The following is a 26,752-nucleotide window of genomic DNA, read 5'->3' on the forward strand; positions in this document are numbered from 1 at the left end:
ACCAGCCACAACAAACCCGCACCCGACCACCGGCGGAAACCCGGCAGACGAACCTGGCCGACCCCCGGAGGGGTCAGTCCCGATACGCCTCGATCACGCTCCCAAGATGGGCGCGCACGGCGTGCTCCGCCGCCCGCGGATCCCTCGCCCTGATCGCCTCGATCACGGCAAGGTGCTCACCCAGGGACTGCTGAGGCCGGCCCGGCCGCAACGCGAGCTGGAACCGGTGCTTCACCAACTGCGCGTTGAGCCGCTCCAGCAGCCCCACGGCCACCTGCTGACCGGAGAACTCCCGGATCCGGCTGTGCAGTTCGTTGTTCAGCTCCGAGTACGTCACCGGCTCTCCGTCGGCGACCGCCTTGGACATCGCCTCGCCCAGTTCGGCCAGCTGCGCGAGCTGTTCGTCGCTCGCCTCGACGGCGGCCTTGGCCGCGCAGAGCGCTTCCAGGACCATGCGGCACTCGGTGATGGCGACGGCTTCCTCGACGGTCACCACCCGCACGCGTGAGCCGCGGTTGGGGATCCGCTCGACCAGCCCCTCGGACGCCAGATCGATCAGTGCCGCCCGGACACTGGCCCGCGTCACACCGAACTGCTCGGCGAGTTCGTTCTCCACCAGCCGCTGAGCCGGCGCCATCTCGCCCCGCAGGATCGCCTGCCGCAGCTTCGCGAGCGCGAGCTGCTTGGCCTGCTCTCCGGTGCCCGGACGGGCTTCGTTGGCCATCTGCCCTCCCTGAGTGAGTGCCTGTCGAACGTAAATCTAGGCCAACAGGATTGTCAACAATTTTGCCGACATACTTCGCCCGTGTACACGCCCCTTGCACGACCGGCCTCAGGAACGCGTCGCCAGGATGCTCACCGCGTTCGCGGCGACGATCGCCCCGATGCCCGCCCACTCGGCCCCACCGAGGCCCTGTCCGAGGACCACCCAGCCGACCGCTGCCGCGAGGACCGGGTTGACGCTCATGAAGAGGCCGAAGGCACGCGCCGGTACACGGCGCAGGGTGAACAGGTCCGCGAGGTAGGGCACGGCGGAGGAGAGGACACCGGCGGTCACGGCGTACACGACGGACCCGGCGGTGGGCGAGTGCTGGACCACGACGACGGCGCCGACCGGCAGGAACATCAGCGCGGACACACAGGCGGCGGCCGCCGAGCCCTGCGCTCCCGGGATACTCCGGCCGACGGTGCGGTTGAGCAGGATGTACGACGCCCAGCAGACGGCGGCCAGCAGGCCGAGCCCCATCCCCACGTAGTCCGTCGACGGCTGGGGGCGCATGAGGACGACGGCTCCCGCGCCCGCGACCATCGCGCAGCACGCGTCCAGACGGCGCCGGGACGCGGCGAGGGCCACGGTGAGCGGGCCGAGGAACTCCAGGGTCACCGCCAGCCCCAGACCGACGCGGTCGACGGCGCTGTACAGGGACAGGTTCATCGTGCCGAACACCAGGGCCAGCAGCAGCACCGGTCGCCACTGCGCCCAGGTGAGGGTGCGCAGCCGGGGGCGGCCGACGGCCGCCAGGACGACCGCGGCGACGTACTGGCGCACCGCGACCACGCCGACCGGGCCGAGCACGGGGAAGGCGAGGGCCCCGGTCGCGGCGCCGACCTGGTTGGACAGTCCGCTGCCGAGCATGGTCACCACGCCGGTGAGGCGCCGCCGGTCGTGTTGCTGCGGCACCAGGTCGGGCGCGGCGGACGGGAGCGTGGGAGTCACCGGGGCTGTGGCGTCTGCGTGCATGCCCTGATCGTGGCCTCGCTCGGCACTTGCGAGAAATGCATCCACCGTTTCATCCATACGCTGGAGTCATGGATGGATCAGGTGTGGAACTGCGGCAGCTGCGCTGTCTCGTCTCGATCGTGGAGGAGGGCACCTTCACGGACGCGGCCATCACACTCGGTGTCTCCCAGGCGGCCGTCTCCCGCACACTGGCCTCCCTGGAACAGGCCCTCGGGGTACGGCTGTTGCGGCGGACCTCCCGCGAGGTGAACCCCACGGCGATCGGCACGCGCGTGCTGGCGCACGCCCGGCGGGTGCTCGGCGAGGTGGACGAACTCGTGCGGGAGGCCACGTCGGGGCACACCCGGCTGCGGGTCGGGTACGCCTGGTCGGCCCTCGGCCGTCACACTCCGGCCTTCCAGCGCCGCTGGCGTGCCGCGCATCCCGAGGTCGACCTGCACCTGGTCCGCGTCAATCACGCGACCGCCGGGCTCGCGGAGGGCGCCTGCGATCTCGCAGTGGTCCGCAGGCCGCCGTCCGACCACCGGTTCGACTCGGCCATCGTGGGGCTGGAACGGCGTCTGTGCGCCATGGCCTCCGACGACCCCCTGGCCCGGCGCCGTTCGATCCGGCTCGCCGACATCAGTGGGCGCACCCTGCTGGTCGACCGGCGGACGGGCACCACCACGACGGAGTTGTGGCCGCCGGACACCCGCCCGGCGACCGAGGAGACGCACGACGTCGACGACTGGCTCGTCATGATCTCCACGGGTCGGTACGTGGGGGTCACGGCGGAGGCCACCGCCCACCAGTACCGGCGCGCGGGCGTGGTCTACCGGCCGGTGCGCGACGCCGAACCGATCGCCGTACGGCTCGCCTGGTGGCGGGACGACCCGCATCCCGCCACCCAGGCCGCGATCGAACTGCTCACGGAGCTCTACCGCACGGCGTGAGCCCCGGCCCGCCCGGCGCCCGGCCGGAGGCTCACTCAGGCGGGGTACGGCGCTGTCCCGTCGCCGTGTCGGGCCCTGACCTGGTCAGCCGCAGCACCGTGCCCTCGCCGTTGGCCGAGAGCAGCAGGGCTCCGTCCGGGGTGACCGCGAGGCCGGCGAAGCGGAGGGCCGCGCCGGGCATGCCGCCGGCGAACAGCGCGGGCTCGGTGCGGGGCACGACGCCCGGGGGCGGCCCGACCGGCAGGTCCTCCGCCTCGGTCCTGCTCTCCCCCGTGGTCAGGGAGATCGCCCGGAGCCTGCGGTGCCCGGTCTCGACCGTGAACAGGTCGTCGCCCAGCACCGCGAGGCCCTGCGGCGCCCCGAGGCCGTCCGCGACGACCACCGCCTTGCCGTCCTCGATCCTGAGCACGGCCCCGAGCCGGTCGTCGCTCACGTAGCAGCGCGCCGACGCGTCGAAGGCCACGTCGACGGGGTGGTCGAGCCCCTCGGCGAGCACGGTGAGGGTGTCGCTGTCATCGATGGCCACGACCCGGCCGGCGTCCGTCTCGGCGACGACGAGCGAGCCGTCCGGTCCCACCGCGATCCCCAGGGGCCGCTTCAGCCCGTTCGCCCGTTCCCGAGTGGTCCCGCTCCCGGGGTCGTGGGTCTGGACGTTGCCGTACTGCGAGGTGAAGTGCAGCAGTTCGCCGTCGGCGGTGAGGCCGTGGTGGAAGTGCATCAGGTTGCGCGTGGTCACCCCGCCCGGCTCGGCGCCGTCCCGGCCGTCGCCGTCGGCCGTGACGTCGTGCGGCTCGCCCTCGTGGGTGACCGCCGGAGTGGCCAGCCGGTAGTGGTCGGCCGCGTAGACCGTGCCGCCGAGATCGATCGTCACCCCGTACGGACCGTCGAGTCCACGGGGCACGATCTCGCGGACGCGCCCGTCGGGGTGCATCTCGGTGACGCCGCCGCTGGAGAAGCTGGAGACGAACATCCGGTTCTCCGCGTCGAACGCCGCGTTGTCCAGCCCGACCACACCGCTGGTGACGAGGGCGCGGGACCCGCTGCCGTGCAGGTCGATACGGGTGACGATGCCCTCCACGCCGCGCGACAGCACGTGCAGGACACCGCCCTGGTCGAAGCGGACCGCGACCGGCTGGTGCACGTCGTCCGCGACCAGTTCGGGCGTGCCGCCGTCCGGGGGTATCCGCCAGACCTGGCCCGTCATCATCGGGTTCCGGCCGCTCATCATGTGCGGGTAGTACAGGTGGCCGTCCGGGCCGAGCTGCATCGCGTTGCCGAGGGCCAGCCCTTCGGTGAGGACCACCGGGTCACCGCCGTCGGGGAACAGCTCCAGCAGCCGCCCGCCGGGCCTCATCTCGTTGACGAAGAGCCGGTCGCCGACGCAGGTGATGCCGTTGGGGTTCGTCACCTCCTCGGAGACGAGGGTGTACTCGCCGAGCGGGCTGCGCCGCCACACCCGGCCGGGGACCAGGTCGGCGACGTACATCGAGCCGTCCGCGCCGAAGGCCAGGTCGTCCGGCGACTGGACCGGGCTGTCCATCGGTACGACCACCTCGACGTCTCCGGAGGCCGGGTCGACGGCGCTGATCTGCCCGGCGAGGAACTGGGCGACGTACAGCCGCCCGTCCGGGCCGAACGCCACGCCGTTGGAACCCCACAGCCGGTTGGGCGGGTTGAGCCGCTCCGCCTCCCAGCGGGTGCTGACGGGTCGCCGTCGGCCGGTGTCGTCGAACCGGGTGGGACGGGCGGTCACTGCCTCTGTCATCGTCTCGGGTCCTTTCCGGCTCATTCGGCGTCGACCAGGACGTCGCGCATGCCGCCGTCGGAGCGCCAGCGCCGCAGCAGTTCGTGGAAGGCGACCGGGCCGTCGCCGAACGACTCGCTGCGCTCCCTCGGCATGCCCTCGTTGTTGTAGTAGCCGGGCGTGCACTCGGCCTGGAACTTGTGCAGGTCGGCGGCCTTCTCGCGGATCGTGGCCACCCAGGCGTCCTGGGCCTCGGCGGTCGGCTCGACGTACCGGGCCCGCCGCTTGCGCGCCTCGGCGACGATCTCCGCGACGTGCGTGGCCTGTTCGTCGAGAATGTGCACGTAGTTCACGGCCGAGGCGTTCTGCAGCGGGCCGAGCTGGAAGAGGTTGGGGAATCCCTGGCTGTAGAACCCGTGCAGCGTCTTCGGGCCGGCGGTCATCCAGGACTGCAGCAGGTTGACGCCGTCCCTGCCGGACACCGGCAGCAGCCCGGACAGGATTCCGGAGACACCGACCTCGAAGCCGGTCGCGAAGATGACGCAGTCGACCTCGTACTCCACCCCGCCGACCACGACGGCGTTCTCGGTGATCTTCTCCACGCCGTGGGTGTCGGCGGTGTCGACCAGGGTGACGTTGGGCCGGTTGAAGGTCTGCAGGTAGGTGTCGCTGAACGTGGGCCGCTTGCACATGTAGCGGTACCAGGGCTTGAGGACCTCGGCGGTCTCGGAGTCCTCGACCGTCGCGTCGACGCGGGCGCGGATCTCGTTCATCTTCTGGAAGTCGGCGATCTCGTACAGCCGCTCCCGCTCGTCGGGCGGGACGTCCGTGTAGGCGTTGGTCGGGATCAGCTTCTCCTGCAGCCGGGCGCTGCTGGTCCAGGAGTCCTCCACGAGGTCCTGGTCCACCCGGATGCCGGTGACGGTCTTGAGGAAGTTCTCCATCCGCCGCTTCTGCCAGCCGGGTTCGAGGGACTTCGCCCACTGCGGGTCGGTGGGGCGCTGGCCGCGTACGTCGACCGAGGAGGGCGTGCGCTGGAACACGTACACGTGCCGCGCGTCGGCCCCGAGGTGGGGCACGACCTGGATGGCGGTCGCGCCGGTGCCGATGAGGGCGACGCGCTTGTCGGCGAGTCCGGTCAGGCCGCCACCCGAGTCGCCGCCCGTGTAGGCGTAGTCCCAGCGGCTGGTGTGGAACGTGTGCCCCTTGAAGGTCTCCATACCGGGGATGCCGGGGAGTTTGGGCCGGCTGAGCGTTCCGCTGGAGATCACCACGTGGCGCGCCCGCATCTCGTCACCGCGGTCGGTGGTGACGATCCACTCCAACTCGGTGTCGTCCCAGCGCAGTCCGGACACCTGGGTCTGGAAGCAGGCGTCCTGGTACAGGTCGAAGTGCCGGCCGATCGCCATCGCGTGCTGCCGGATCTCCTCGCCGGGCGCGTACTTCCACTTCGGGACGTAGCCGACCTCTTCGAGCAGCGGCAGGTAGATGTACGACTCGATGTCGCAGTGGATGCCCGGATACCGGTTCCAGTACCAGGTGCCGCCGAAGTCCCCGGCCTGTTCGATCACCCGGATCGACTCGACTCCGGCCTGGCGCAGCCGCGCGCCGGCGAGGAGGCCGCCGAACCCGCCCCCGACGACGACCACTTCGACACGGTCGCGCAGGGGCTCCCGCTCGGCGAACTCGGTGTACGGGTCGTCGGCGTACGAGCCGAACTCGCCCGTGACGCGCTGGTACTGGCGGTTGCCGTCGGGCCGGATCCGGCGGTCGCGCTCGGCGCGGTACTTCGCGCGCAGGGCGTCCGGGTCGAAGCCCAGTCCCTCGGGGGTGAGGGGGGCATCGGCGGACGGGGTGTGGGGGGTGGACATGCTGCCCTCTTCTCTTGTGTCTTGTGTTCTGTGGCCTCGGCTGATCACGGGAAGGACCGGTCAGTGGCGCATGTGCCGGCGCATCCAGGCCGCCTGCCCGCCGTCGACGAGCAGGTCGGTGCCGGTGACGAACCGCGCCTGCGGGCCGGTGAGGAACGCCACGGCCTCGGCGATCTCCCCCGCTGTGCCGGTGCGGCCGGCGCCGCACGCGTCGAGCATCTCGAGCATGTGTCCGCCCACCGGCGTCTCGGCCACGGCCTGCGACATCGCGGTGGCGATCACACCGGGGCTGATGCTGTTGATCGTCGCCCCGCGCCGGTTCCAGGCGAGCGCGGCCGCCTCCACCCGGAGGTGGTTGGCGCGTTTGGACACCATGTAGGCGGCGATCGCGTCGTCCCCGATGGCGGCGACGGCGGCGAGCGCGAGGAGGTCCTCCGCGTCGGTCGTGGCGAGCGCGGCCTCGTCCTCCCGGGTCAGGGAGGCGTGGTGGCCCGCCAGACTGGCGATCACGACGAGCGACGTGCCGCGTGTGGCCGACTCCTCGAACGCGTCGATCACGTGCACCGTGCCGACCAGGTTGACCGCGAGGATCGTCTTCGCCGACGCGGTCGCGGCGGAGACGCCCGCCGTGTGCACGACGGCCTCGATTCGGCCCGCGCCGGCGGCCTGCTCCGCGAGCTTCTCGACCGACGCCCGGTCGGACACGTCGGTCAGCACGCCGTGCACGGCGTAGCCCTCGGACGTGAGCGCGGTGACGGCACGGTCGAGCTGCTCGCGCGAGGCCTCGGCGAGGAACAGGGTCCGCCCACTGCCCAGCCGGCGCGCGACCGCCATGCCCATTCCTCCGGCGCCGGTGACCACGACCACGTCGCGGCCCTCGTCGGACGGACGATCCACCATGGCGACCTCCCCTATGCCGGCCTTTTCGACGTCAACCTCCTTGATGTCAGCGGCCATTGCCGTCGTCTCCCGCCGTCACTGCCTCACGCCAGGTCGCGCGGGCCGCGATGGCCTGCCGCCACGACCGGATCGCCTTGGGCGGCATACCGACCGCGAGGGCCCCGCTGACGTGGTCGCCGGTGCGGTAGACCGCGACGAACCGTCGCTCGGCCAGGTCCCCGTCCACCACGGCGACCTCGTCGTGGCCGCGCAGATAGCCGTACGCCTGCACCTTCATGTCGTACTGGTCGGACCAGAAGTACGGCACCGGTGAGAACGGCTTGCGGGCCTCGGGGCGCAGGAGGTTGCGGGCGGCGGCCATGCCCTGTTCGGCGGCGTTGGTGCGGTGCTCGATCCGCATGGGCACCCCGAACAGCGGGTTGTACCAGCGGGCGACATCACCGGCCGCGTAGATGTCGCGGGCGGCCTCGCAGTACTCGTCGCAGTTCAGTCCGTCGCCGACGGCCAGGCCGCTGTCGGCGAGCCACTCGGTGTTGGGCAGCGAACCGATGGCCACCAGCACCTCGTCGGCGTCGACCAGTTCACCGTCCGCGAGCCGTACCCCGTCCTCGGTCACCGCGGTCACGGTGACCCCGGTGCGCAAATCCACCCCGTGGTCCAGGTGGGCCCGCGAGAGCACCTGGCCGATCTCCTCGCCGACCGCGTGGGCGAGTGGCACCGGCGCCGGTTCGAGCAGGGTCACCTCGGCGCCGAGCCGCGACGCCACGGCGGCGGCCTCCGCCCCGAGGAACCCGGCACCCACGACGACCACCCGCACCCCCGGCTCCAGCCGGTCCCGGAGCGCCACGGCGTCGTCGAGCGTCCGCAGTACATGGGCGCCCTCACCGGGCAGCCGGCGCGGGCGCACGCCGGTGGCCACGACCAGACCGTCGTACGGCAGTGCCGAGCCGTCCGCCAGACGCACCGTACGGTCCGGCACGTCCAGCCCGGTCGCGGCGACGCCGAGACGCAAGGAGAGGTCGAGGGCGTCGAGGTCGGCCGAGGGCCGCAGTGCCAGCCGCTCGGGGCTCCACTCCCCCGAGAGGAGCTGCTTGGACAGCGGTGGGCGGTCGTACGGGGCGTGCGGTTCGTCGCCGACGAGGGTGAGGGTGCCGTCGTAGCCCTCGCGGCGCAGCGTCTCGACGGCCGCGAGTCCGGCGGCCGAGGCGCCCACCACGACGACGCGCCTCACTCCTCCACCAGCCGGATCGCCGCCGCCGGGCAGATCGCCACGGCCTCGCGCACCCCGTCGAGGAGTTCCTCGCCGGGCTTCTCCTCCAGCAGGATCGCCACGCCGTCGTCGTCGCGCTGGTCGAACACCTCGGGGGATGCCATCACGCACTGCCCCGATGCCACGCATTTCGGCTCGTCCAGTTCCACACGCATGGTCTGCTCCTCGTTCCTCTGTGGGGGGTCGGTCTTTCGCGGGGGTGTCACCAGCTGACGGGCAGGCACTTGACGCCGTAGGTGGTGCCCGTGTGGTTGAACGGCAGCTGTTCTATCGGAGCGGCCAGGCTCAGCGTGGGAACGCGCTGGTAGAGCGTGCCGTAGACGACCTGGAGTTCCAGGCGGGCCAGGTTCTGGCCGAGGCACTGGTGGGGGCCGTAGCCGAACGCGTTGTGCTGGCGCGCGGGACGGCTCAGGTCCAGTCGCTCGCTCTCGGGGAACGCCTGGGGGTCCCAGTTGGCGGCGTGCAGGTCGAAGAGGAGGCCGTCGCCCTTGCGGATGACCTGGTCACCGATCTCGATGTCGTCCTTGGCGACCCGGCGCAGACCCGAGTGGACGATGGACAGATAGCGCAGCAGTTCCTCCACCGCGCCGGCGACGAACTTCGGGTCGTCGCTCTCCCGCAACAGCGCTAGCTGGTCGGGGTGCTGCAGCAGGGCGAGGGTGCCCAGGCTGATCATCGTGGCGGTGGTCTCGTGACCGGCGATCAGCATGGCGACACCCATGTTGACGGCCTCTTCGCGGGCCATCTCGCCGGCCTTGACCCGGCCCGCCATCTCGGACAGCACGTCGTCGCCCGGGTTCTCGAGCTTCTCCCGGAACAACGTGCCCATGTACTGGCCCAACGCCCGGCTCGCGGCCGACGCCTCCTCCGCCGTGAGGGAGCTGTCGAGGGCGCGGTTGCTGTTCTCCTGGAAGAACCCGTGGTCCTTGTACGGCACGCCGAGCAGGTCGGCGATGACCAGCGAGGGCAGGGGCAGCGCCAGGGCCGTGAGCAGGTCGGCGGGGTTGGGGCCGGCGAGCATGGCGTCGATCAGGTCGTCGACGATCTTCTGGATGCCGGGCCGCATGGCCTCGATCCGCTTGACGAGGAACGGGGCGTTGACCGACCGGCGCAGCCGGGTGTGCTCCGGTGCGTCGGTGTTGGTGATGAGCTTCGGCGTGTGGGGCGCGATCGCCGCCCGGTGGGCGTTGACGTGGGGGAAGTCGGGCTCATGGTCGTCGTTGCTGACGCGAGGGTCCGTGAGGAGGGCCCGCTGGTCGGCGTGACGGGTGATCAGCCAGGGCGTGCTGCCGTTCCAGAGCCTGACCTTGGAGACGGGTGCGCCGTCCCGCAGGGGCTCCAGGGCGGGCGGCGGGGCGAGCGGGCAGCGCAGGTCCCGGGGCATCGGATACTCGGGGACAGCCGGAGCGGGGTCGGGCGTGGTGCCGGCCAGGGTGTCGGCCATGTCTCTCCTCGGTGGTGGGGGCTCCGGTCGGAGCGGAGCGCCGGGTGAAGTCGAGGCCTCGATGAGCACATGCAAACAGAGTGGACTGACGCCTGCCGGACAGTTTCCTGACAGAAAGCTGACGTGGCCCGGATCACACACCGGTCACCCGGCACGGAGTCGGCAGAACAGGACACTTACACCCAACACTCCAGCCCGGCAAGGCCGTTCATCCGGCCACGCCAAGGCGCCGAGTGACCGCGCGAGCCCTCGAAAGGGCCACCAGCAGGCCATCCCCGCCCCGCGCTCCGGAGCACCGAAGGACGGCCCACGATCCGCCGCGACAGTGACGCATTTGCTCCTTGAAAAACGCCACAGAGGGTTCACCTCATGCTCCGTCTCCCGAACGGCCGAGCCAGTAGCCGAAGCCCCGGCGGGTGTGGATCAGCGTCGGCCCGCCCTGGTTGACCTTGCGCCGGAGCCGGGAGACGAGCTGCTCGATCGCGTTGTCCCCGCGGTACTCCCCCCAGACATACCGGGCGATCTGCTCCTTCGACAGCACCTTGTGCGCGTTGCCCAGCAGATGGCGCAGCAGCCGGAACTCCGCGGGCGTGAGGTCCAGCACCCGGTGTCCGCGCCGCGCCTGACAGGTGAGATCGTCCAGCACCAGATCGTCGTACTCCAACGCATCCTCACGCCGCGAGGGCCCTTTGCCGCGCAGTAACACCTGGACCCGGGCCAGCACTTCGGCTATCCGCAGGGGTTTGGTGACGTAGTCCAGTTCCCCCGGTCCCAGTCCGGGGACGATCTTGGCCAGTTCGTCGTACGCGGCCAGGAGGAGCACCGGCGGGCGGTGGGCCATCACGGGGCGGGGGCCCTGGGCGACCTCCTCCAGGTCCGGCAGCGTCGTGTCGAGGACGACCAGGTCGACCGGGTCCTCGGCGAGCCGTGCCACCGCCTCGCCGACCGTCATCGTCACGCCGGTCCGATAGCCCGCCAGTTCCAGCGTCGTGGAGAGCAGTTCGGACGTGCCCGGATCGTCGGCGACGATCAGGACGTACTGCCCCTCTCCACGGGCGACCGAGGGTTTCTCACTGATGCTGCCGTACATGGGAAAGACCATTCATCCAGGGCTCGCGCCACACACCGGGACGGCGGCGGCAGGCACACGCGGGCGTCACTGAAGGCCCTGTGGGGCCTCGCGAGGGCGAAAGGGCGAGGGAGGCGGCGGCGGTTCCGGGCGAGCGGCGCGGCTCAGGCCGTCGTCGCGGGGGCGCGTGGACGGCCGCTCGCCCGGTGGGCCCACCCCCTGCGCGTCAGGCGGAAGGCACGGCCCGGGCCCGCGCTTCACCCTCGCCCGCCTCACCGCGGGTCACGAAGTCGTCGGCCAGGCGGTGAACGAGGGCCGCGAAGTTCTGGAGCTCTCCGTGCGACCAGCCCGCCATGGCCGTCGCCATGCCGCGGCACCTCGCCTCCTGAACGCGGTCGACGGCGCGCCGCCCCTTGGGCGTGAGCTCGACGCGCTGGGCCCGGCGGTCGTCACGGTCGGGGACGCGGATGACGTAACCGGACTTCTGGAGCTGCTGCACCTGCCGGGTGACATGGGACGCCTCGACCGCCAGCCGGTCGGCCAACTCCCCCGGCCGCAGCGGCTCGGAGTCGGCGATCTGGCGCAGTACCGTCACGGCGGCCCGGTCCAGCGGCAATCCGGTCGGCGCCATCAGGCGCTCGTGCAGCCGGGCCCGGCCGATCAGCTGGGTGGCACGCGTCAGAGCGCGTTCGATCTCGATCACTTCCGGCGAGGGGACGTCTGCCAGCGGTGGTGTGGGCATGGACAACACCTTAGCGTGAAATTGCCTAAGTCAAGCAATCTGCTGGCTATTGCTTGACTTAAGTAAATCCATATGCTTGCCTAACTCAATTAAGGCGCGGGGCGGCCGTCACGTGTCACCGGCCGGGATCTCCGCCCCGTCCACCGAGATGAGGAGACAGCATGAGCAGCACCGGGCTCCAGGACCGCAGCGTGGTCGTCACCGGCGCCGGAGGCGGCATCGGCAGGGCCGCGGCCCTGCGGTTCGCCGAGGAGGGCGCGAAGGTCGTCGTCGCCGACCTGAACCCGGAGGGCGCCGAGGAGACCGTCAAGTCGATCGAGAGCGCCGGGGGCACCGCCCTCGCCGTCGTCGGTGACCTGAGCGACCAGACCGTGGTGGACACGGTCGTCGAGCGGGCCGTCGAGGCCTTCGGCGGGCTGGACGTGCTGGTGAACAACGCGGGGATCATGGACCGCATGTCCGCCCTCGCGGACGTCGACGACGCCGAGTGGGAGCGCGTCATCAGGGTCAACCTGACCGCTCCGTTCCTGCTGACCCGGGCCGCCCTGCCGCACATGCTGGCCGCCGAGCGGGGCTCCATCATCTTCACCGCCTCCGAGGCGGGTCTGCGGGGCAGTGCCGCCGGCGCCGCGTACACCGCCTCCAAGCACGGCGTCATCGGCCTGGTGAAGAACCTCGCGGTCATGTACCGCAAGCAGGGCATCCGCGCCAACGCCATCGCCCCCGGCCCCACGATGACCGGCATCCAGGTCGACGCGGACCAGCAGGCCCACGGGCCCGCGGTCGTGGGCCAGTTCATCGGCGCCAACATCGGCCGGCTGGGCAGCGCCGAGGAGCAGGCCGCCGCGATCGTCTTCCTCGCCTCCGACGCCGCCGCCTTCGTCAACGGCGCCATCCTGCCCGTCGACGACGGCTGGGCCGCCGTGTGATGTAGAGGACGAGCGGAAGGCACCGCACAGAGCGGCCCGCCGCCGGCCCGAGGTCGGCGACGGGCCGCTTCTTTCGGCGACGGGCCGCTTCTTATGGAGCGGTCACCAGGCCACCGGCAGTTCGTAGACGCCGTAGACCGCGCCGTCGTGCTTGAACGGGAGTCGCTCCACGCCGGTGGCCAGCCGCAGCGTGGGGATGCGCCGGTACAGGGTGCTGTAGACGACCTGGAGCTCCAGCCGGGCCAGCGGCTGGCCGAGGCACTGGTGCACCCCGAAGCCGAACGCCACGTGGCGGCGGGCGTCGCGCTCCAGGTCGAGGTGGTCCGGGTCGGTGAAGACCTCGGGGTCCCGGTTGGCGATCTCGTTGGGGAGGACGATCCCTTCACCCGCGCGGATCACCTCCCCGGCGATCTCGATGTCCTCCAGCGCCACCCGGCGCCGTCCGCTGTGCGTGACGTTGAGGTAGCGCAGCAGTTCCTCCACCGCCGCGGCGATCACCTTCGGGTCGTCCGCGTCGCGCAGCACGGCGAGCTGATCCGGGTGCTCCAGCAGAGCGACCGTGCCGAGGGCGATCATGTTGGCCGTGGTCTCGTGCCCGGCGAGGAGCAGCAGCACACCCATCTGGGCCGCTTCCTCCCGGGTCAGCTCACCGTTCTTGACCCGGATCGCCAGGCCGGACAGCAGGTCGTCGCCGGGGCGGGACAGTTTCACGCCCATCAGGTCGTCGAGGTAGGAGAAGAGGGCGTGCTGGGCCGCCGTCCGCTCGTCGACGGGCAGGCTCTGTTTGACAAGTGCGCTGCTGTTGCGCTGGAAGAAGTCGTGGTCGTCGTACGGGACTCCGAGCAGCTCGCAGATGACCAGCGAGGGCACGGGCAGCGCGAACGCCTGGACCAGGTCGACCGGGTTGGGCCCGGCCAGCAGCTCGTCGATCAGGTCGTCCACGATCTTCTGCACGGCCGGCCGCATCGCCTCGACCCGCTTGACGGCGAACGATCCCGTCACCATCCGCCGGAGCCGGGCGTGTTCGGGGTCGTCCATGAGGATGAAGCTGATGGTGTTCCGGCCGTTGCTCGGGGCCGACCTCGGGTAGCCGGGCCGCAGGGCGTCGGAGCTGACCCGGGGGTCGCCCAGCAGGGCGCGCTGGTCGGCGTGCCGGGTGACGAACCAGGGCGTGCTGCCGTCCCAGAGGCGGACCCTGGAGAGTGGCTTCTCCTGCTGCTGGGCCCGCAGCCGGGGCGGCGGGTCGAACGGGCAGCCCGCCGCCCGGTCCATCGGAAACGGCAGGGTTCCGGAGTCGGCCGCGCGGTCTCCCGTCGCGTTCGACGTGATGCTCATGGATGCACCCATTTCTCGAGCCCCCAACGGGACTCGTGACGTGTGTGGTGGGGGGAATCGAACGGGGGAGCTGAGCGCCGTCACCCGGAAGGCGTCACCGGCGCCGACCACAGTCCGAGGATGGCGTCGACGAGGCCGGTGGCGGTGTCCTGCCAGCTGGCCCGCGGGGTTGCGGTGCCCTCGGCGAGGGCCCGTTCGCGTTCGGCGCACATGTGCACGATGAGCTGACGCGCCATGGCACCGCGCTCGGCGTGCGTCTCCGGAGGCAGGTCGGGCAGTCGCCGGTTCACCTCGGCGATGATCCGCCGCAGCGATGGGGAGGCCAGGGACTCGTCGACCATGATCCGGTGGAGCGCCGGGTCGGTCATCACCTGGGCGCAGAACCGCGCGTACCAGGTGGGGCTGCCGAGGGCGGCCAGGTGCTCGGGGATCGGCCGCACCAGGCAGTCCACCCAGTCCCGTACGTCCGTGGAGCCGGCGATCGAGGACAGCTGTCGCGCGCGGATCTCCTCGATCCGCTCCTCGTGTCTTCGGGCGACGGCGCGGACCAGGTCGGCCTTGGTGCCGAAGTGGTACCCGACCGCGGCGTTGTTGCCCTGTCCGGCTGCCTCGCTGACCTGACGGTTCGACACGGCGTACACGCCGTGCTCGGCGAACAGACGCTCCGCCGCGGTCAGGATGAGCTCGCGCGTGGCACCGGCCCGCTCAGCCCGTACCGTCCTGCCCGCCGTGATCGGGCTCATCGCGTCCTCCTGTGATCCGGTGGTCGCCGCGAGCCCAGGCAATCCCACCCGCCTCAGCCAAGTCAAGCAATTGACTTAAAACGTGCCGAGTTCCAGCCACGGCCCTGCGCTAGGCGTTATTGAGGTACGCCAGCACCGCGAGCACCCTGCGGTGGCCGCTGTCGCTCGGGGGCAGGCCGAGCTTGAGGAAGACGTTGCCGATGTGCTTGCTGACGGCTCGTTCCGTGACGACGAGGGTCCTGGCGATGGTGGTGTTGTCGTGGCCCTCGGCCATCAGTGTGAGGACCTCCAGCTCGCGCGGGGTGAGGGAGGCGAGCGGGGACTCGGCGCGGCGGGTGAGGAGTTCGGTCACCACCTCGGGGTCCAGGGCCGTGCCGCCGGAGGCGACCCGGTCCAGGGCGTCCAGGAACTCGTCGACCCGGCCCACCCGGTCCTTGAGCAGGTAGCCCACGCCGCTCGCTCCGCCGCCCAGCAGTTCGGCGGCGTACGACTCCTCGACGTACTGCGAGAGCACCAGCACCGGCAGCCCGGGGATCTCCTTGCGGACCTCCAGCGCGGCGCGCAGTCCCTCGTCACGGAAGCCGGGCGGCATCCGCACGTCGAGGACGGCGACGTCCGGGCGGTGTTCGAGGAGGGCGGGAAGGATCTCGGGCCCGGTGCCGACCACGGCCGCGACCTCGTGCCCGGACGACGTCAGCAGCAGGACGAGTCCCTCTCTCAGCAGGGCGTTGTCCTCGGCGATCACGACGCGCACGGCCGCTCCCTGTCTCTTCCGTTGGTCCCGGTCACCATACGCACGGCAGCTCCACCTCGATCATGGTCGGTCCCCCGGCGGGGCTGGTCACCCGCACCGTGCCGTCCAGGGCGGCGACGCGGCGCCGCATACCGAGCAGCCCGGTGCCGCCGGTCTCCTCGGCACCGCCGCGGCCCTCGTCCCGTACGGTGACCCGCACCCCCTTGGGGACGCGGGCGAGGTGGACGTCCGCGCGCGGGGAGCCGCTGTGCTTGGCGGCGTTGGTCAGCGCCTCGGCCACCACGAAGTACGCGGCCGCCTCCACCGCGGCCGGGGCCCGTGGCTCGTCGTGTTCCAGCCCTTCGACGTGGACCGTCGCTTCCAGGCTGCTGCTGGCCGCGAGCGCCCGTACCGCACCGGCCAGGCCGCGGTCGGTGAGGATCGGCGGGTGGATGCCGCGCACGACGAGCCGGAGTTCGGTCAGCGCGTGCTCGGCCTGATCCTGCGCGTCCTCCAGGAGCCGGCGCGCGGCCTCCGGGTCCGCGTCGTAGGCGCGCTTGGCCAGCCCGATGCGCATCGACAGGGACACCAGCCGGGCCTGTGTGCCGTCGTGCAGGTCCCGCTCGATGCGGCGCAGCTCGGCTTCGTGCGCGGCGACGGCGCCGGCCCGGGTCTGGGTCAGCTCCTCGACCCGCTCGGCGAGCCGGGCCTTCGGCGAGGGCTTGAGCAGGGCGGTGGACCAGCGGGCCTCCAGGTCGGCGAGCCGCACGATCAGCGGCAGCACGACGGGCTCGCGGCGCAGCGGCCCGCTCCGTACGCCGTCCACCAGCAGGGCCACCGGCCACAGCGGCAGGGCGAGGACGAGCAGGCAGCCGTACACGTAGTGGGCGATCATCCAGCGCAGGTCGGTGAGCGTGCCGGGGTCAAGCACGGCGATACGCAGGCGTTCGCGCAGGGTGCCCTTGATCGGCTGGTACGCCTCGGTGATCGGCTCATCCGTCCACGCGGTCACCGTGGCCCGTTTGGCACCGGCGATCCGGCGGATCAGCAGCACGGTCTCGGGCAGCAGCCAGGCACCGACGACCGTCAGCGTTCCGACAGCGGTGATCAGCAGCACGGTGATGAAGAGGATCGTGCCGAAGGCCATGGCCGCGGCGATGGCGAGGTGGACCGTGGCCCGCCGTGCCTGCCGCAGGGACGTGCGCATGGCGATCAGATTAAGCCAGTCGCGGGACGGGCGGGCGATGGGCCGCGAGGAAGGGCGAGGGGCCCGATCCGGGTGCGGACCGGACCCCTCTCACCTCGGGCGCCCTCCTTACGGCAGGGTCCACTTCTGGTTGCTGCCGCCGTTGCATGACCACAGCACGAGCTTGGTGCCGTTCGCGGTGCCCGCGCCCGAGGCGTTCAGGCAGAGGCCGGCGTTCACGTTGGTGAGGGTGCCGTCCGCGCCGACGTTCCACTGCTGGTTGGTCTGGCCGTTGCAGTCCCAGATGACGACCCGGGTGCCGTTCGTGGTGCCGCGGTTGTAGGCGTCGAGGCACTTGTTGCCGTAGACCACGAACTGCTTGCGCGAGGTGACGTTGGTCCAGGTCTGGTTGTCACCGCCGTGGCAGTCCCACAGCTGGGCGTCGGTGCCGTTGGCGATGGTGTTGTTGTTGATGTCGAGGCAGCGGTTGGACTGCTGTCCGACGACCTGGGTCCCGTTCATGCCGGGCTGCGGGCGCACCTGGACGGCGTCGAGGTCCGGTGCCCAGGCGGAGGGGTTGGAGAAGGTCAGTGTGTTCGCCGACCCCTTGGCGAGGGAGACCTGGACGGAGACGGTGCCGGGCGTGGTCCAGGAGCCTGTCGGCGGGAAGGAGACCGTGGTCGCCTGCTGTCCGTTGACCTGGAGGAGGGCCGTACGGGTCGCGGTGCCGCCGTTGGTGTAGGCGATGTCGACGACCTTGGTGCCGGTGGCGCCGGCCGCGACGTTGTTGAAGCGGAGGGTGTTGGCGCCGCCGTTGCCGACACCGCCGACCTTGGTGCCGCCGGAGCAGTTCGCGCAGGTCGCGTCAGCGGCGGAGCCGCCCTTGGTGTTGGCGGTGGCCTCGGCCTCGTACGTGGAGCTCGACGCCTCGGTGCCGCCGGTGACGGTGAGCATCACCGAGTCCTTGGCGGGGACGGAGACGGTGTAACTGGTGCCGAAGCTGCCCACGTTCGAGCGCGTCCAGAGGTTGCGGACCGTCGCGGAGGCGTTGGTCAGGCCGAGGTCGGACCAGCGGACGGTCATGTTCTGCGCGCCGGCGGTGCGGTTGAGCAGGACGACGGCCCGCTTGCCGGTGCCGGAGAGGACCTTGCTGTAGACCTGCAGTCCGGTGGTGTCCTCGGCGACCTTGGCGCCCTGGAGGCCGCGCGGGTCCTGGTCGACGGCGACGACCTCGGGGTTCTTCAGGATGTTCGCGGTCTCGGTGCTCATCGTGGACAGGTTGTTGCCGGCGAGGAGCGGGGCGCCGGAGACGGCCCACAGGTTCATGTGACTGCGGTTCTGGGCGGCGGTGAAGCCGTCCAGGCCGACCATCAGCATGTCCGGGTCGTTGTAGTAGCCGGTGTGCTGGGCCGTCGGATGCGTGTTCGCGTCGAAGTTGGCGAGCATGCTGTCCCACGAGGGCGCGTTGCCGTGGAAGATGATGTCGGTGTTGGTGCGCCACAGGGCGGCCATGCCGGCGCCCCAGTTCCAGGGGTTCTGCTTGCCCCAGTTGCAGATCGAGAGGGTCAGCGGACGGCCCGTGGTGGCCGAGGCCTTCGTGACCGCGTCGCTGATGGCCTGGTACGTCGTCTTCGCGTCGAGCCCCTCGGCGTCACCGCCGCACCAGTCGACCTTGACGTAGTCGAAGCCCCACTTCGAGAACTGGAGCATGTCCTGCTCGTAGTGGCCCTCGCTGCCGCTGCCGGGGGCCGCCGGGCGTCCCGTCGGGAAGTAGTAGCCGCAGCCGTCCTTGCCCGCGTCGGTGTAGATGCCCGCCTTGAGTCCCTTGCTGTGGATGTAGTCGGCGATCGCGCTCATGCCGCCGGGCCACTCGGACTCGTCGATGGTGATGTCGCCCGCGCTGTCACGGGTGCCCTGCCACCAGCCCTCGTCGATGTTGATGTACTTGTAGCCGGCGTCGGGCAGTCCGGACGCGACGAACGCGTCGACCTGCGCCTTGATCACGTTGTAGTCGATCTTCGCGGCGAAGGTGTTCCAGGAGGCCCAGCCCATCGGCGCGGGCGGGACCGCGATCTGGTTCGACGTCACCGCGACCGGTTGCGTCCGGCCGAGATCGGCACTCCCCTGCTGCTGGACGCTCCCCTGGTTCTGGAGAGCGACCAGCGCGCCGGCGGCCGTCGCGAGCACCGCGGTACGGACGAGGACGGCTCTGCACAGACGTCTTGCACGGGGGACGAACTGCTCAAGGGGCATGGGGGGTTCCTTCCGGAGGGCACGACAACCGAGCACACACGAGATCCGGTCGACATACCGAACGCTGAACGAGTTGCCGAACCGACCGGCGCGCTGAAGCTAGGGCCGCCACCCTGCGGAAGTCAACGGCTCGTTACGACCGGATTACCTCCAACACCCCCACGAGCCGCGGAGGATGGCACGCACCAGGCCCCCGCACCGCACGCTGCCAACCGGAACAGAAAGCGCCGGAAGCGTTGACGTGATCGCTCTCCAAACCTATCTTCTGGTCGAACTTCCGTACGCTGTACGGTATTTCGAACACACTGCGGCCCCGCCCGGCAAGGCCGGTCCCCCACCCCCGTGCAGAGACGAGGAACGCATGGCACCCGCCCTCCCCAGACGAGCCCTCCTCCAGGCCGCGCTGCTCGCCACGGCGGCACCGGCGATGGCGTACTCCGCCACCGGCCGGGCAGCCGCGGCCACGGTCCCGGCGCCGTCCGCCTGGACGCTGCGGCCGTTCGAGTTGAAGGACGTCAGGCTCGGCCAGGGCGTCTTCGCCACCAAGCGCCAGTTGATGCTCGATCACGGGCGCGGTTACGACGTGAACCGGCTGCTGCAGGTCTTCCGTGCCAACGCCGGGCTCTCCACGGGCGGTGCCGTCGCCCCCGGCGGCTGGGAGGGGCTGGACGGCGAGGCCAACGGCAATCTGCGCGGCCACTACACCGGGCACTTCCTGACCATGCTGTCGCAGGCGTACGCGTCCACCGGGGACCAGGTGTACGCCGACAGGATCCGGACCATGGTGGGCGCGCTGACGGACGTGCGCGCGGCTCTGCGCGAGGACCCGGTCGTGCTCGGCGTGACGGGGAGGTTCGGCACCGCCCAGGAGAACGTCCGGGGCTCGTACCAGTACGTCGACCTGCCGAACACCGTGCTCTCAGGTGCCTCGGCGATCACGCTGTCGGCCTGGGTGAAGCCCACGCACGACGCCAACTGGACCCGGATCTTCGACTTCGGCGACAACAACACCCGATACCTGTACCTGGCCGCCCGCAACGGGAGCGGCGTCCCTCGGTTCGCCATCACGACGAACGGACCCGGCGGCGAGCAGGGCCTCAACGGCACCGCCGCGCTCCCGCTCAACCAGTGGAGCCACCTCGCCGTCACGATCAGCGGCAGCACCGGCACCCTCCACGTCAACGGCACGGCCGTCGCCACGAACACGTCGATGACCCTCGACCCGGCGGCCCTGGGCACCCTGGCGAACAACTGGCTGGGCCGCTCCAACTTCTCCACCGACCCCGTGTTCGCGGGCGCCTTCGACGAGTTCAACGTCTGGTCGCGGGCCCTGACCGCCGCCGAGATCACGGCACTGCAGGGCGACCGGGCCTCCGAGAGCCCGGCCGGCCGGGGCGACCTGGCGTCGTACGACTTCTCCGAGACCACGGGCGGCACCTTCACGGACGCCTCGGGGCGCGGGCTGACCGCCACCCTGCGCCGCACCTGGGGCGCACCGAGCCACGCCGGGTTCCTCGCCGCGTACCCGGAGACCCAGTTCATCGCGCTGGAGTCGATGACCAGCGGCGACTACACCAAGGTGTGGGCGCCCTACTACACCGCGCACAAGATCCTCAAGGGCCTGCTGGACGCCCACCTCGCCACGGACGACGACCGGGCGCTCGACCTCGCGTCCGGCATGTGCGACTGGATGCACTCCCGGCTGTCCAAGCTGCCCGACGCCACCCTGCAGCGGATGTGGGGCATCTTCTCCAGCGGCGAGTTCGGCGGCATCGTCGAGACGATCGTCGACCTGCACTCGATCACCGGTAAGGCCGAACACCTCGCGCTGGCCAAGCTGTTCGACCTCGACAAGCTCATCGACGCCTGCGCCGCCAACACCGACACCCTGGACGGCCTGCACGCCAACCAGCACATCCCGATCTTCACCGGCTACGTCCGGCTGTACGACGCGACCGGCGAGACCCGCTACCTCACCGCGGCCAAGAACTTCTGGGGCATGGTCGTCCCGCACCGCATGTACGGCATCGGCGGCACGAGCACGGCCGAGTTCTGGAAGGCGCGCGGGGTCGTCGCGGGCACGATCAGCGACACCAACGCCGAGACCTGCTGCGCGTACAACCTGCTCAAGCTGAGCCGGATGCTGTTCTTCCACGACCAGGACCCGAAGTACATGGACTACTACGAGCGGGCCCTGTACAACCAGGTCCTCGGCTCCAAGCAGGACAAGGCCGACGCGGAGAAGCCGCTCGTCACGTACTTCATCGGCCTCAAGCCCGGACACGTACGCGACTACACGCCCAAGCAGGGCACGACCTGCTGCGAGGGCACGGGCATGGAGAGCGCCACCAAATACCAGGACTCCGTGTACTTCAGGAAGGCCGACGGCAGCGCGCTCTACGTCAACCTCTACAGCCCGTCCACCCTGACCTGGTCCGAGAAGGGCGTCACCGTCACGCAGACCACGGACTACCCGAGGGAGCAGGGCTCCACGCTCACCATCGGCGGCGGCAGCGCGGCCTTCGAGCTGAAGCTGCGCGTGCCGTCCTGGGCGACGAGCGGCTTCAAGGTAACCGTCAACGGCCGTGCGGTCGGCGGCACTCCGAACCCCGGCAGCTACTTCACCATCTCCCGGACATGGCGCGGCGGTGACACCGTGCGCGTCGCCATGCCCTTCCGGCTGCGGGTGGAGAAGACGCCGGACGACCCGTCCCTGCAGACGCTGTTCTACGGCCCGGTCAACCTGGTCGGCCGCAACACGAGCACCAGCTACCTCCAGGCCGGGCTGTACGCCAACGCGGCGCTCTCCGGCGACCTGTTGCCGTCGCTGACGCCCGTGTCGGGCAAGCCGCTCCACTACACGCTGGGCGGCACCGAGTTCGCTCCCTTCTCCGAAGGCACCGAGGACCCCACGCACGCGTACGTCCGGCGCTCCGAGCCCAAGGTCGTCTTCGGCACCACCGACTCCGGTGTGGCCAACCCGGCGAGGTCCGACGGTACGACGCTCCTGGACGAGATCTGGGCGGGGGCGCCGTTCGGCAACAAGGGCTCGCTGGTGACGCGGGTGCGGGCGACCGTGGACTCGTGGGTGTCGGCGGGCCTGCTCTCCCGGGCCGACGGACAGAAGGTGGTCACCACGGCGCAGAACGCGAAGTACGTGAGCTGACGGCCATGCCCTGAGGGCGGGTCGTACGAGTGGTCCCCCGTGTCCCTCCGTGGTCAGTCCCACGGATGACACGGAGGACCGCGCGTACTGCGTTCTCAGTAGGTGAGTTTGTCGGCAGCCGCACGACGACGGGACGGGCCCCTCCCCTGGACTCTTGGACGGTCATCCGAGACCAGATGTGGAGACCTCCGACCCGTGGCTGCTTTTCTCTATCGACTGGGCCGCCTGGCCTTCCGGCGACGCTGGTACGTCGCGCTCCTGTGGGTGGCGGTGCTCGCCGCCGTCGGCCTCGGCGCCGTCAAGGCCCCTTCGGCACCCGACGACGGCTTCTCCATGCCGGGCATCGAGTCCCAGAGGGCGTTCGACCTCTTGGAGCAGCGCTTTCCCGGGTCCGCGGCCGACGGGGCCAGTACCCGGGTCGTGTTCGTCGCGCCGGACGGCCAGAAGGTCACCGCCGCCGGCCACAGGGCGGCGATCGAGCGGTTCGTGGACGAGGCCTCCCAGGGCTCGCAGGTCGCCGCCGCGGCGGACCCCTTCCAGGCGCGTGCCGTGAGCAAGGACGCCTCCACGGCGTACTCGACCATCACCTTCAAGGCGAAGGCCGACGACCTCACCGACGCGAGCAAGAAGCACGCCGAGGACGCCATCGCCCAGGTCCGGGACTCCGGGCTGACCGTAGAGGTGGGCGGGAACGCGCTGGCGACCCGGCCCGCGGCGGGTGGACCGGCCGAGGCCGTCGGTATCGGCATCGCCGCCGTCGTCCTGCTGATCACCTTCGGTTCGCTGACGGCGGCCGGTCTGCCGCTGCTGACCGCGATCGTCGGCGTCGGCATCAGCATGGCCGCGATCCTGGCGCTGGGCAGCACGTTCGGCCTGTCCGCGACCACCGGCACGCTGGCCACCATGCTGGGCCTGGCGGTCGGCATCGACTACGCGATGTTCGTCGTCTCCCGCTACCGCGAGGAACGCGCCAAGGGGCACACACCGCGGGAGGCCGTCGCCCTGGCCACCGGTACCGCGGGCTCGGCGGTCGTCTTCGCCGGGCTGACCGTGGTCATCGCGCTGGCCGGGCTGTCGGTGGTGGGCATTCCGATGCTCACCAAGATGGGGCTGGCCGCCGCGGGCGCGGTCGTCGTCGGGGTCCTCATCGCGCTCACCCTGGTCCCGGCCCTGCTCGGCTTCTGGCCGAACGCGGTGCTGTCGCGGTCCGCCCGCCGGAGCGGGCGGTTCGACGAGGGCGGTGAGGACAACGGCGGCAGCCGCTGGTCCCGGTTCGTGCTGCGCCGTCCCGTGGCCGTACTCCTGGTCGGCGTGGTCGGTCTCGGCGCGATGGCGCTGCCGGTGCGGGACCTCCGGCTCGGCATGCCGGGCGACGAGGCCAAGCCCGTCTCCTCGACCGAGCGCCGCGCCTACGACGCGCTGGCCGAGGGCTTCGGGGCCGGCTTCAACGGGCCGCTGACCATCGTCGTGGACGCGAAGGGGGCCTCCGACCCCAAGGGCGCGGCGCGGACGATCTCCGAGGAGATCGGCGCGACGGAGGGTGTCGTCTCGGTCTCCCCCGCCCGGTTCAACCCGGCCCGCGACACCGCGGTGTTCTCGGCCGTCCCGTCCACCGGCCCCAGCGACGAGAGGACCAAGGAGCTCGTCCAGAGCATCCGTGACGAGCGTCCGGGGATCGAGTCGGAGACCGGGACGACGTTCGAGGTCACCGGCACCACCGCGGTCAACATCGACGTCGCCCAGAAGGTGCAGGACGCGCTGATCCCCTACCTCGTCGTGGTGGTCGGCCTGGCCATCGTGCTCCTGCTGCTGGTCTTCCGGTCGGTGCTCGTGCCCCTCAAGGCGGCCGCAGGTTTCCTGCTCTCGGTGCTCGCGGCCCTCGGCGCGGTCGTCCTGGTCTTCCAGCAGGGCCACGGCGCGGAGCTCCTGGGCGTGGAGTCCACCGGTCCGATCATGAGCCTGATGCCGATCTTCCTGGTGGGCATCGTGTTCGGGCTCGCCATGGACTACGAGGTCTTCCTCGTGACCCGGATGCGGGAGGCGTACGTCCACGGGGACCGGCCGGGCCAGGCGATCACCACCGGGTTCCGGTACAGCGCCCGGGTGGTCGTGGCCGCCGCGCTGATCATGATGGCGGTCTTCGCCGGTTTCGTCGGCGCCGGCGAGTCCATGATCAAGATGATCGGCTTCGGTCTGGCCATCGCGGTCTTCTTCGACGCCTTCGTCGTCCGCATGGCCATCGTGCCCGCCGTCCTCGCCCTGCTCGGACACCGTGCCTGGTGGCTGCCGCGGTGGCTGGACCGGCTGCTGCCCGACATCGACGTGGAGGGCGAGGCACTGACTCGTCGGCCGGCCGCCGAAGCGGCAGCGGTGGACGCCGACCCGGGAGCGAGGAAGGCGGCGCACGTCTGAGCCGCCGCTCCCGCTCCGGAGGGCCGCCCGAGTGGACACGGGCGGCCCCGCCGGTCCCGCCGTACCCACCTGTGGCCCGAGGCGCCCGTGCACGCCGTACGAGCGCGTCAGCCCAGCGAGCCATGATGGGCCCCGCGGACCAGGACGCGGGCACGGGCACGGAGGCAGACACCGACACGGCGTCACGGGAGCCGGGCGCCATACCGGCGCGTGCCACCGGAGAGGGTCCGCGTATCTCCCGACGCCCTCGGATCCTTCCGACGCCCGTGGTCCACCATGGTCCCAGCCCACCGACCGGAGAACCCGATGAGCAGCCTCAGTCTGGATCGCCACATGCCGCGCCAACGACGCGCCTTCGACTGGCTGAGTGTCATCGTGATGTTCGCCTCCGCGCTCTTCGGTGCCACGCTCAGCCCGCCCGGTGCCGAGCAGCCGGACCACCTGGGACCGGCCGCCCTGCTCGCGGGGGCCTCGTCCCTCGCCCTCCTCGCGCATCGCACCCGCCCCGGCGTCGTCGTCGCCGTGACGACGCTGTGCGCCGCGGCGACGAGCGCGCTGGGCTATGTGCTCAATCCGCTGCTCATGGCGCCCGTCCTGGCGGCCCTCTACTGGCTGGCCCTGCGGACCGACCGCAGGACGACCCGCGTCTACCTTTTCGCTGCGGTCGCCGTCCTGGTGACCACGGCGGTGACCGCGGAGCCGGGCCACCATCCGCTGATCCTCAAGACGCTCGGGCCCACGGCCTGGCTGCTGCTCCCCGTCGTCGCCGGGAGCGCTTCCCGGTTGCGGGGCGCGTACCTGGACGCCGTACAGGCGCGCGCCGAGTACGCCGAACGCACCCGCGAGGAGGAGGCGCGCCTCCGGGTCGCCGAGGAGCGGATGCGGATCGCCCGCGAGCTGCACGACGTCGTCGCCCACCACCTCGCCCTCGCCAACGCCCAGGCCGGCACCGCCGCCCATCTCGCGCGCACCCGCCCCGAGCAGGCGGAGAAGATCCTCACCGACCTGACCGGCACCACGGCGTCGGCGTTGCGCGAGCTCAAGGCCACGGTCGGTCTGCTGCGCCAGGCGGACGACCCGGACACGTCCCTGCAGCCGGCCCCGGGCCTCGCCCGCCTGCCCGAGCTGACTGACGCGTGCCGGGCCGCCGGACTGGAGGTCACCGTGACCACCGAGGGCGAGCCACGGCCACTGTCGCCGGGCGTGGACCTGACGGCGTACCGCATCGTGCAGGAGGCGCTCACCAACGTCACCAAGCACGCCGCCGCGGGTTCGGCCCACGTACGGCTCTGCTATCTGAACGACCGGCTGACCCTCACGGTCACCGACGACGGCAGCGGCACGGCATCCGCCACCCCGGCGGTCGGCCGCGGCTTCGGCCTCATCGGCATGCGCGAACGCGCCCAGTCCGTCGGCGGTGTGCTCCAGGCCGGCCACCGCCACGAGGGCGGCTTCGAAGTGACCACCGAACTGCCACTGCACCTGACCACCCCGGCCCCGGGCCGGAACCCGCACCCGCACCCGCACCCGGCCCCCGAAACCCGGTCCGGCCCTCAAGAACGCACCCCACACCGGAAGTACGAGAACCCATGACCATCCGCGTCCTGCTCGCCGACGACCAGGCCCTGCTGCGGGCCACCTTCCGGATCCTGATCGACTCCTGCGACGACCTGGAGGTGGTCGACGAGGCCACGGACGGCGCCGAAGCGGTCGACCTGGCGCGCGTCCACAGACCCGACGTCGTCCTGATGGACATCCGGATGCCGGGCACCGACGGCCTGTCGGCCACGACCACGATCTGCGCCGACCCCGAGCTGTCGGGCACCCGCGTGCTCATCCTGACCACGTTCGAGATCGACGAGTACGTCGCCCAGGCGCTGCGTGCGGGCGCGAGCGGCTTCCTCGGCAAGGACGTCAGCGCCGACGCGCTCCTGGACGGCATCCGCACCGTGGCCTCCGGTGACTCGCTCCTCTCCCCCGTCGCCACGCGTGCCCTCATCACCCGCTTCCTGACCACCCCCGCGCCCAGCGCGCGGCTCGCCCCGCCCGACGCCCTCTCCGGCCTCACCACCCGCGAACGCGAGGTGATGGCGCTGGCCGCCGAGGGGCACTCCAACGACGAGATCGCCGACAAGCTCGTCGTCAGCCCGCTGACCGTACGCACCCACGTCCACCGCGCGATGACGAAACTGGGCGCCCGCGACCGCGCCCAACTCGTCGTCATCGCCTACCAGTCGGGCCTCGTCCAGGCTTCACCCCCGAACTGACCACCACCGGCGCCT

Annotated in this window: 21 protein-coding genes; 6 read left to right on the plus strand and 15 right to left on the minus strand. The window is 71.2% G+C overall.

Annotated features, from left to right (window positions below):
• Positions 1–73 precede the first annotated feature (73 nt).
• Complete coding sequence (locus AB0959_RS34970) at positions 74–724, minus strand: GntR family transcriptional regulator (RefSeq protein WP_366830744.1); 651 nt, start codon at positions 722–724, stop codon at positions 74–76.
• Positions 725–832: 108 nt separating this feature from the next.
• Positions 833–1,741 (minus strand): EamA family transporter, encoded by a 909-nt coding sequence (locus AB0959_RS34975; RefSeq protein WP_366830745.1) that lies wholly within the window; start codon positions 1,739–1,741, stop codon positions 833–835.
• A 68-nt stretch (positions 1,742–1,809) separates the two neighbouring features.
• On the opposite strand from AB0959_RS34975, the gene AB0959_RS34980 reads away from it, so the two are divergent.
• Positions 1,810–2,673, plus strand: a complete 864-nt coding sequence (locus AB0959_RS34980; RefSeq protein WP_366830746.1) for a LysR family transcriptional regulator — start codon at positions 1,810–1,812, stop codon at positions 2,671–2,673.
• Positions 2,674–2,704: 31 nt separating this feature from the next.
• On the opposite strand, the gene AB0959_RS34985 is transcribed toward AB0959_RS34980, so the two are convergent.
• From AB0959_RS34985 to AB0959_RS35020, 8 genes are all read right to left on the minus strand, one after another.
• Positions 2,705–4,438 (minus strand): hypothetical protein, encoded by a 1,734-nt coding sequence (locus AB0959_RS34985; RefSeq protein ID WP_366830747.1) that lies wholly within the window; start codon positions 4,436–4,438, stop codon positions 2,705–2,707.
• A gap of 20 nt (positions 4,439–4,458) precedes the next feature.
• A complete protein-coding gene (locus AB0959_RS34990) occupies positions 4,459–6,288 on the minus strand; it encodes an NAD(P)/FAD-dependent oxidoreductase (RefSeq protein WP_366830748.1) in 1,830 nt (609 codons plus the stop codon).
• A gap of 60 nt (positions 6,289–6,348) precedes the next feature.
• On the minus strand, positions 6,349–7,188 hold the full coding sequence (locus AB0959_RS34995) for an SDR family oxidoreductase (protein WP_366830782.1): 840 nt from the start codon (positions 7,186–7,188) through the stop codon (positions 6,349–6,351).
• A gap of 46 nt (positions 7,189–7,234) precedes the next feature.
• The gene (locus AB0959_RS35000; RefSeq protein WP_366830749.1) at positions 7,235–8,419 is read right to left on the minus strand and encodes an FAD-dependent oxidoreductase; all 1,185 of its coding nucleotides are present in this window, start codon (positions 8,417–8,419) and stop codon (positions 7,235–7,237) included.
• Positions 8,416–8,613, minus strand: a complete 198-nt coding sequence (locus tag AB0959_RS35005; protein WP_366830750.1) for a ferredoxin — start codon at positions 8,611–8,613, stop codon at positions 8,416–8,418. Before AB0959_RS35005 ends, AB0959_RS35000 begins: the two co-directional genes overlap by 4 nt.
• A 47-nt stretch (positions 8,614–8,660) precedes the next feature.
• A complete protein-coding gene (locus AB0959_RS35010; protein ID WP_366830751.1) occupies positions 8,661–9,902 on the minus strand; it encodes a cytochrome P450 in 1,242 nt (413 codons plus the stop codon).
• 367 nt (positions 9,903–10,269) lie between these two features.
• Positions 10,270–10,992, minus strand: a complete 723-nt coding sequence (locus tag AB0959_RS35015) for a response regulator transcription factor (protein ID WP_366830752.1) — start codon at positions 10,990–10,992, stop codon at positions 10,270–10,272.
• 205 nt (positions 10,993–11,197) lie between these two features.
• Positions 11,198–11,713: a MarR family transcriptional regulator gene (locus AB0959_RS35020; protein WP_366830753.1), complete on the minus strand. Its 516-nt coding sequence runs from the start codon at positions 11,711–11,713 to the stop codon at positions 11,198–11,200.
• Positions 11,714–11,874: 161 nt separating this feature from the next.
• Here AB0959_RS35020 and AB0959_RS35025 point away from each other — a divergent pair, with 161 nt between their 5' ends.
• Positions 11,875–12,642, plus strand: coding sequence for a glucose 1-dehydrogenase (locus tag AB0959_RS35025; RefSeq protein ID WP_366830754.1), 768 nt, complete (start codon positions 11,875–11,877; stop codon positions 12,640–12,642).
• 102 nt (positions 12,643–12,744) lie between these two features.
• Here the strand turns inward: AB0959_RS35025 and AB0959_RS35030 are convergent, their stop codons facing one another.
• The 5 genes from AB0959_RS35030 to AB0959_RS35050 all read right to left on the minus strand — a co-directional run bounded on the left by AB0959_RS35030 (position 12,745) and on the right by AB0959_RS35050 (position 18,892).
• Positions 12,745–13,977, minus strand: a complete 1,233-nt coding sequence (locus AB0959_RS35030; RefSeq protein WP_366830755.1) for a cytochrome P450 — start codon at positions 13,975–13,977, stop codon at positions 12,745–12,747.
• Positions 13,978–14,057: 80 nt separating this feature from the next.
• Positions 14,058–14,720 carry a TetR family transcriptional regulator gene (locus AB0959_RS35035; RefSeq protein ID WP_366830756.1) on the minus strand — a complete coding sequence of 221 codons (663 nt, stop codon included), beginning with the start codon at positions 14,718–14,720 and terminating at the stop codon, positions 14,058–14,060.
• A 109-nt stretch (positions 14,721–14,829) separates the two neighbouring features.
• Positions 14,830–15,474, minus strand: a complete 645-nt coding sequence (locus tag AB0959_RS35040) for a response regulator transcription factor (protein WP_366830757.1) — start codon at positions 15,472–15,474, stop codon at positions 14,830–14,832.
• Between the two features lie 31 nt (positions 15,475–15,505).
• Entirely contained in the window at positions 15,506–16,660 is a 1,155-nt protein-coding gene (locus AB0959_RS35045; protein WP_366830758.1) for a histidine kinase, read from the minus strand.
• Between the two features lie 108 nt (positions 16,661–16,768).
• Positions 16,769–18,892 (minus strand): ricin-type beta-trefoil lectin domain protein, encoded by a 2,124-nt coding sequence (locus AB0959_RS35050; protein WP_366830759.1) that lies wholly within the window; start codon positions 18,890–18,892, stop codon positions 16,769–16,771.
• 361 nt (positions 18,893–19,253) lie between these two features.
• Between AB0959_RS35050 and AB0959_RS35055 the strand changes: the two genes are divergently transcribed.
• From AB0959_RS35055 to AB0959_RS35070, 4 genes are all read left to right on the plus strand, one after another.
• Positions 19,254–22,058, plus strand: coding sequence for a beta-L-arabinofuranosidase domain-containing protein (locus AB0959_RS35055; protein ID WP_366830760.1), 2,805 nt, complete (start codon positions 19,254–19,256; stop codon positions 22,056–22,058).
• 195 nt (positions 22,059–22,253) lie between these two features.
• Positions 22,254–24,470 (plus strand): MMPL family transporter, encoded by a 2,217-nt coding sequence (locus tag AB0959_RS35060; RefSeq protein ID WP_366830761.1) that lies wholly within the window; start codon positions 22,254–22,256, stop codon positions 24,468–24,470.
• A gap of 306 nt (positions 24,471–24,776) precedes the next feature.
• Complete coding sequence (locus AB0959_RS35065; protein ID WP_366830762.1) at positions 24,777–26,063, plus strand: sensor histidine kinase; 1,287 nt, start codon at positions 24,777–24,779, stop codon at positions 26,061–26,063.
• Positions 26,060–26,737, plus strand: coding sequence for a response regulator transcription factor (locus tag AB0959_RS35070; RefSeq protein ID WP_366830763.1), 678 nt, complete (start codon positions 26,060–26,062; stop codon positions 26,735–26,737). The genes AB0959_RS35065 and AB0959_RS35070 overlap by 4 nt, the downstream gene beginning before the upstream one ends.
• Positions 26,738–26,752: the final 15 nt, after the last annotated feature.

It is taken from the genome of Streptomyces sp. NPDC046862 (assembly GCF_040704615.1).
Classification (GTDB): domain Bacteria; phylum Actinomycetota; class Actinomycetes; order Streptomycetales; family Streptomycetaceae; genus Streptomyces.

Bases quoted from the DNA above. Each gene is read 5' to 3' on its own strand.
- AB0959_RS35035 (WP_366830756.1), bottom strand. From the start codon at position 14,720: ATGAGCCCGATCACGGCGGGCAGGACGGTACGGGCTGAGCGGGCCGGT.
- AB0959_RS35030 (WP_366830755.1), bottom strand. From the start codon at position 13,977: ATGAGCATCACGTCGAACGCGACGGGAGACCGCGCGGCCGACTCCGGA.
- AB0959_RS34995 (WP_366830782.1), bottom strand. From the start codon at position 7,188: ATGGTGGATCGTCCGTCCGACGAGGGCCGCGACGTGGTCGTGGTCACC.
- AB0959_RS35055 (WP_366830760.1), top strand. From the start codon at position 19,254: ATGGCACCCGCCCTCCCCAGACGAGCCCTCCTCCAGGCCGCGCTGCTC.
- AB0959_RS34985 (WP_366830747.1), bottom strand. From the start codon at position 4,438: ATGACAGAGGCAGTGACCGCCCGTCCCACCCGGTTCGACGACACCGGC.
- AB0959_RS35045 (WP_366830758.1), bottom strand. From the start codon at position 16,660: ATGCGCACGTCCCTGCGGCAGGCACGGCGGGCCACGGTCCACCTCGCC.
- AB0959_RS35050 (WP_366830759.1), bottom strand. From the start codon at position 18,892: ATGCCCCTTGAGCAGTTCGTCCCCCGTGCAAGACGTCTGTGCAGAGCC.
- AB0959_RS35005 (WP_366830750.1), bottom strand. From the start codon at position 8,613: ATGCGTGTGGAACTGGACGAGCCGAAATGCGTGGCATCGGGGCAGTGC.
- AB0959_RS35070 (WP_366830763.1), top strand. From the start codon at position 26,060: ATGACCATCCGCGTCCTGCTCGCCGACGACCAGGCCCTGCTGCGGGCC.
- AB0959_RS34980 (WP_366830746.1), top strand. From the start codon at position 1,810: ATGGATGGATCAGGTGTGGAACTGCGGCAGCTGCGCTGTCTCGTCTCG.
- AB0959_RS35010 (WP_366830751.1), bottom strand. From the start codon at position 9,902: ATGGCCGACACCCTGGCCGGCACCACGCCCGACCCCGCTCCGGCTGTC.
- AB0959_RS34970 (WP_366830744.1), bottom strand. From the start codon at position 724: ATGGCCAACGAAGCCCGTCCGGGCACCGGAGAGCAGGCCAAGCAGCTC.
- AB0959_RS34975 (WP_366830745.1), bottom strand. From the start codon at position 1,741: ATGCACGCAGACGCCACAGCCCCGGTGACTCCCACGCTCCCGTCCGCC.
- AB0959_RS34990 (WP_366830748.1), bottom strand. From the start codon at position 6,288: ATGTCCACCCCCCACACCCCGTCCGCCGATGCCCCCCTCACCCCCGAG.
- AB0959_RS35025 (WP_366830754.1), top strand. From the start codon at position 11,875: ATGAGCAGCACCGGGCTCCAGGACCGCAGCGTGGTCGTCACCGGCGCC.
- AB0959_RS35020 (WP_366830753.1), bottom strand. From the start codon at position 11,713: ATGCCCACACCACCGCTGGCAGACGTCCCCTCGCCGGAAGTGATCGAG.
- AB0959_RS35015 (WP_366830752.1), bottom strand. From the start codon at position 10,992: ATGTACGGCAGCATCAGTGAGAAACCCTCGGTCGCCCGTGGAGAGGGG.
- AB0959_RS35065 (WP_366830762.1), top strand. From the start codon at position 24,777: ATGAGCAGCCTCAGTCTGGATCGCCACATGCCGCGCCAACGACGCGCC.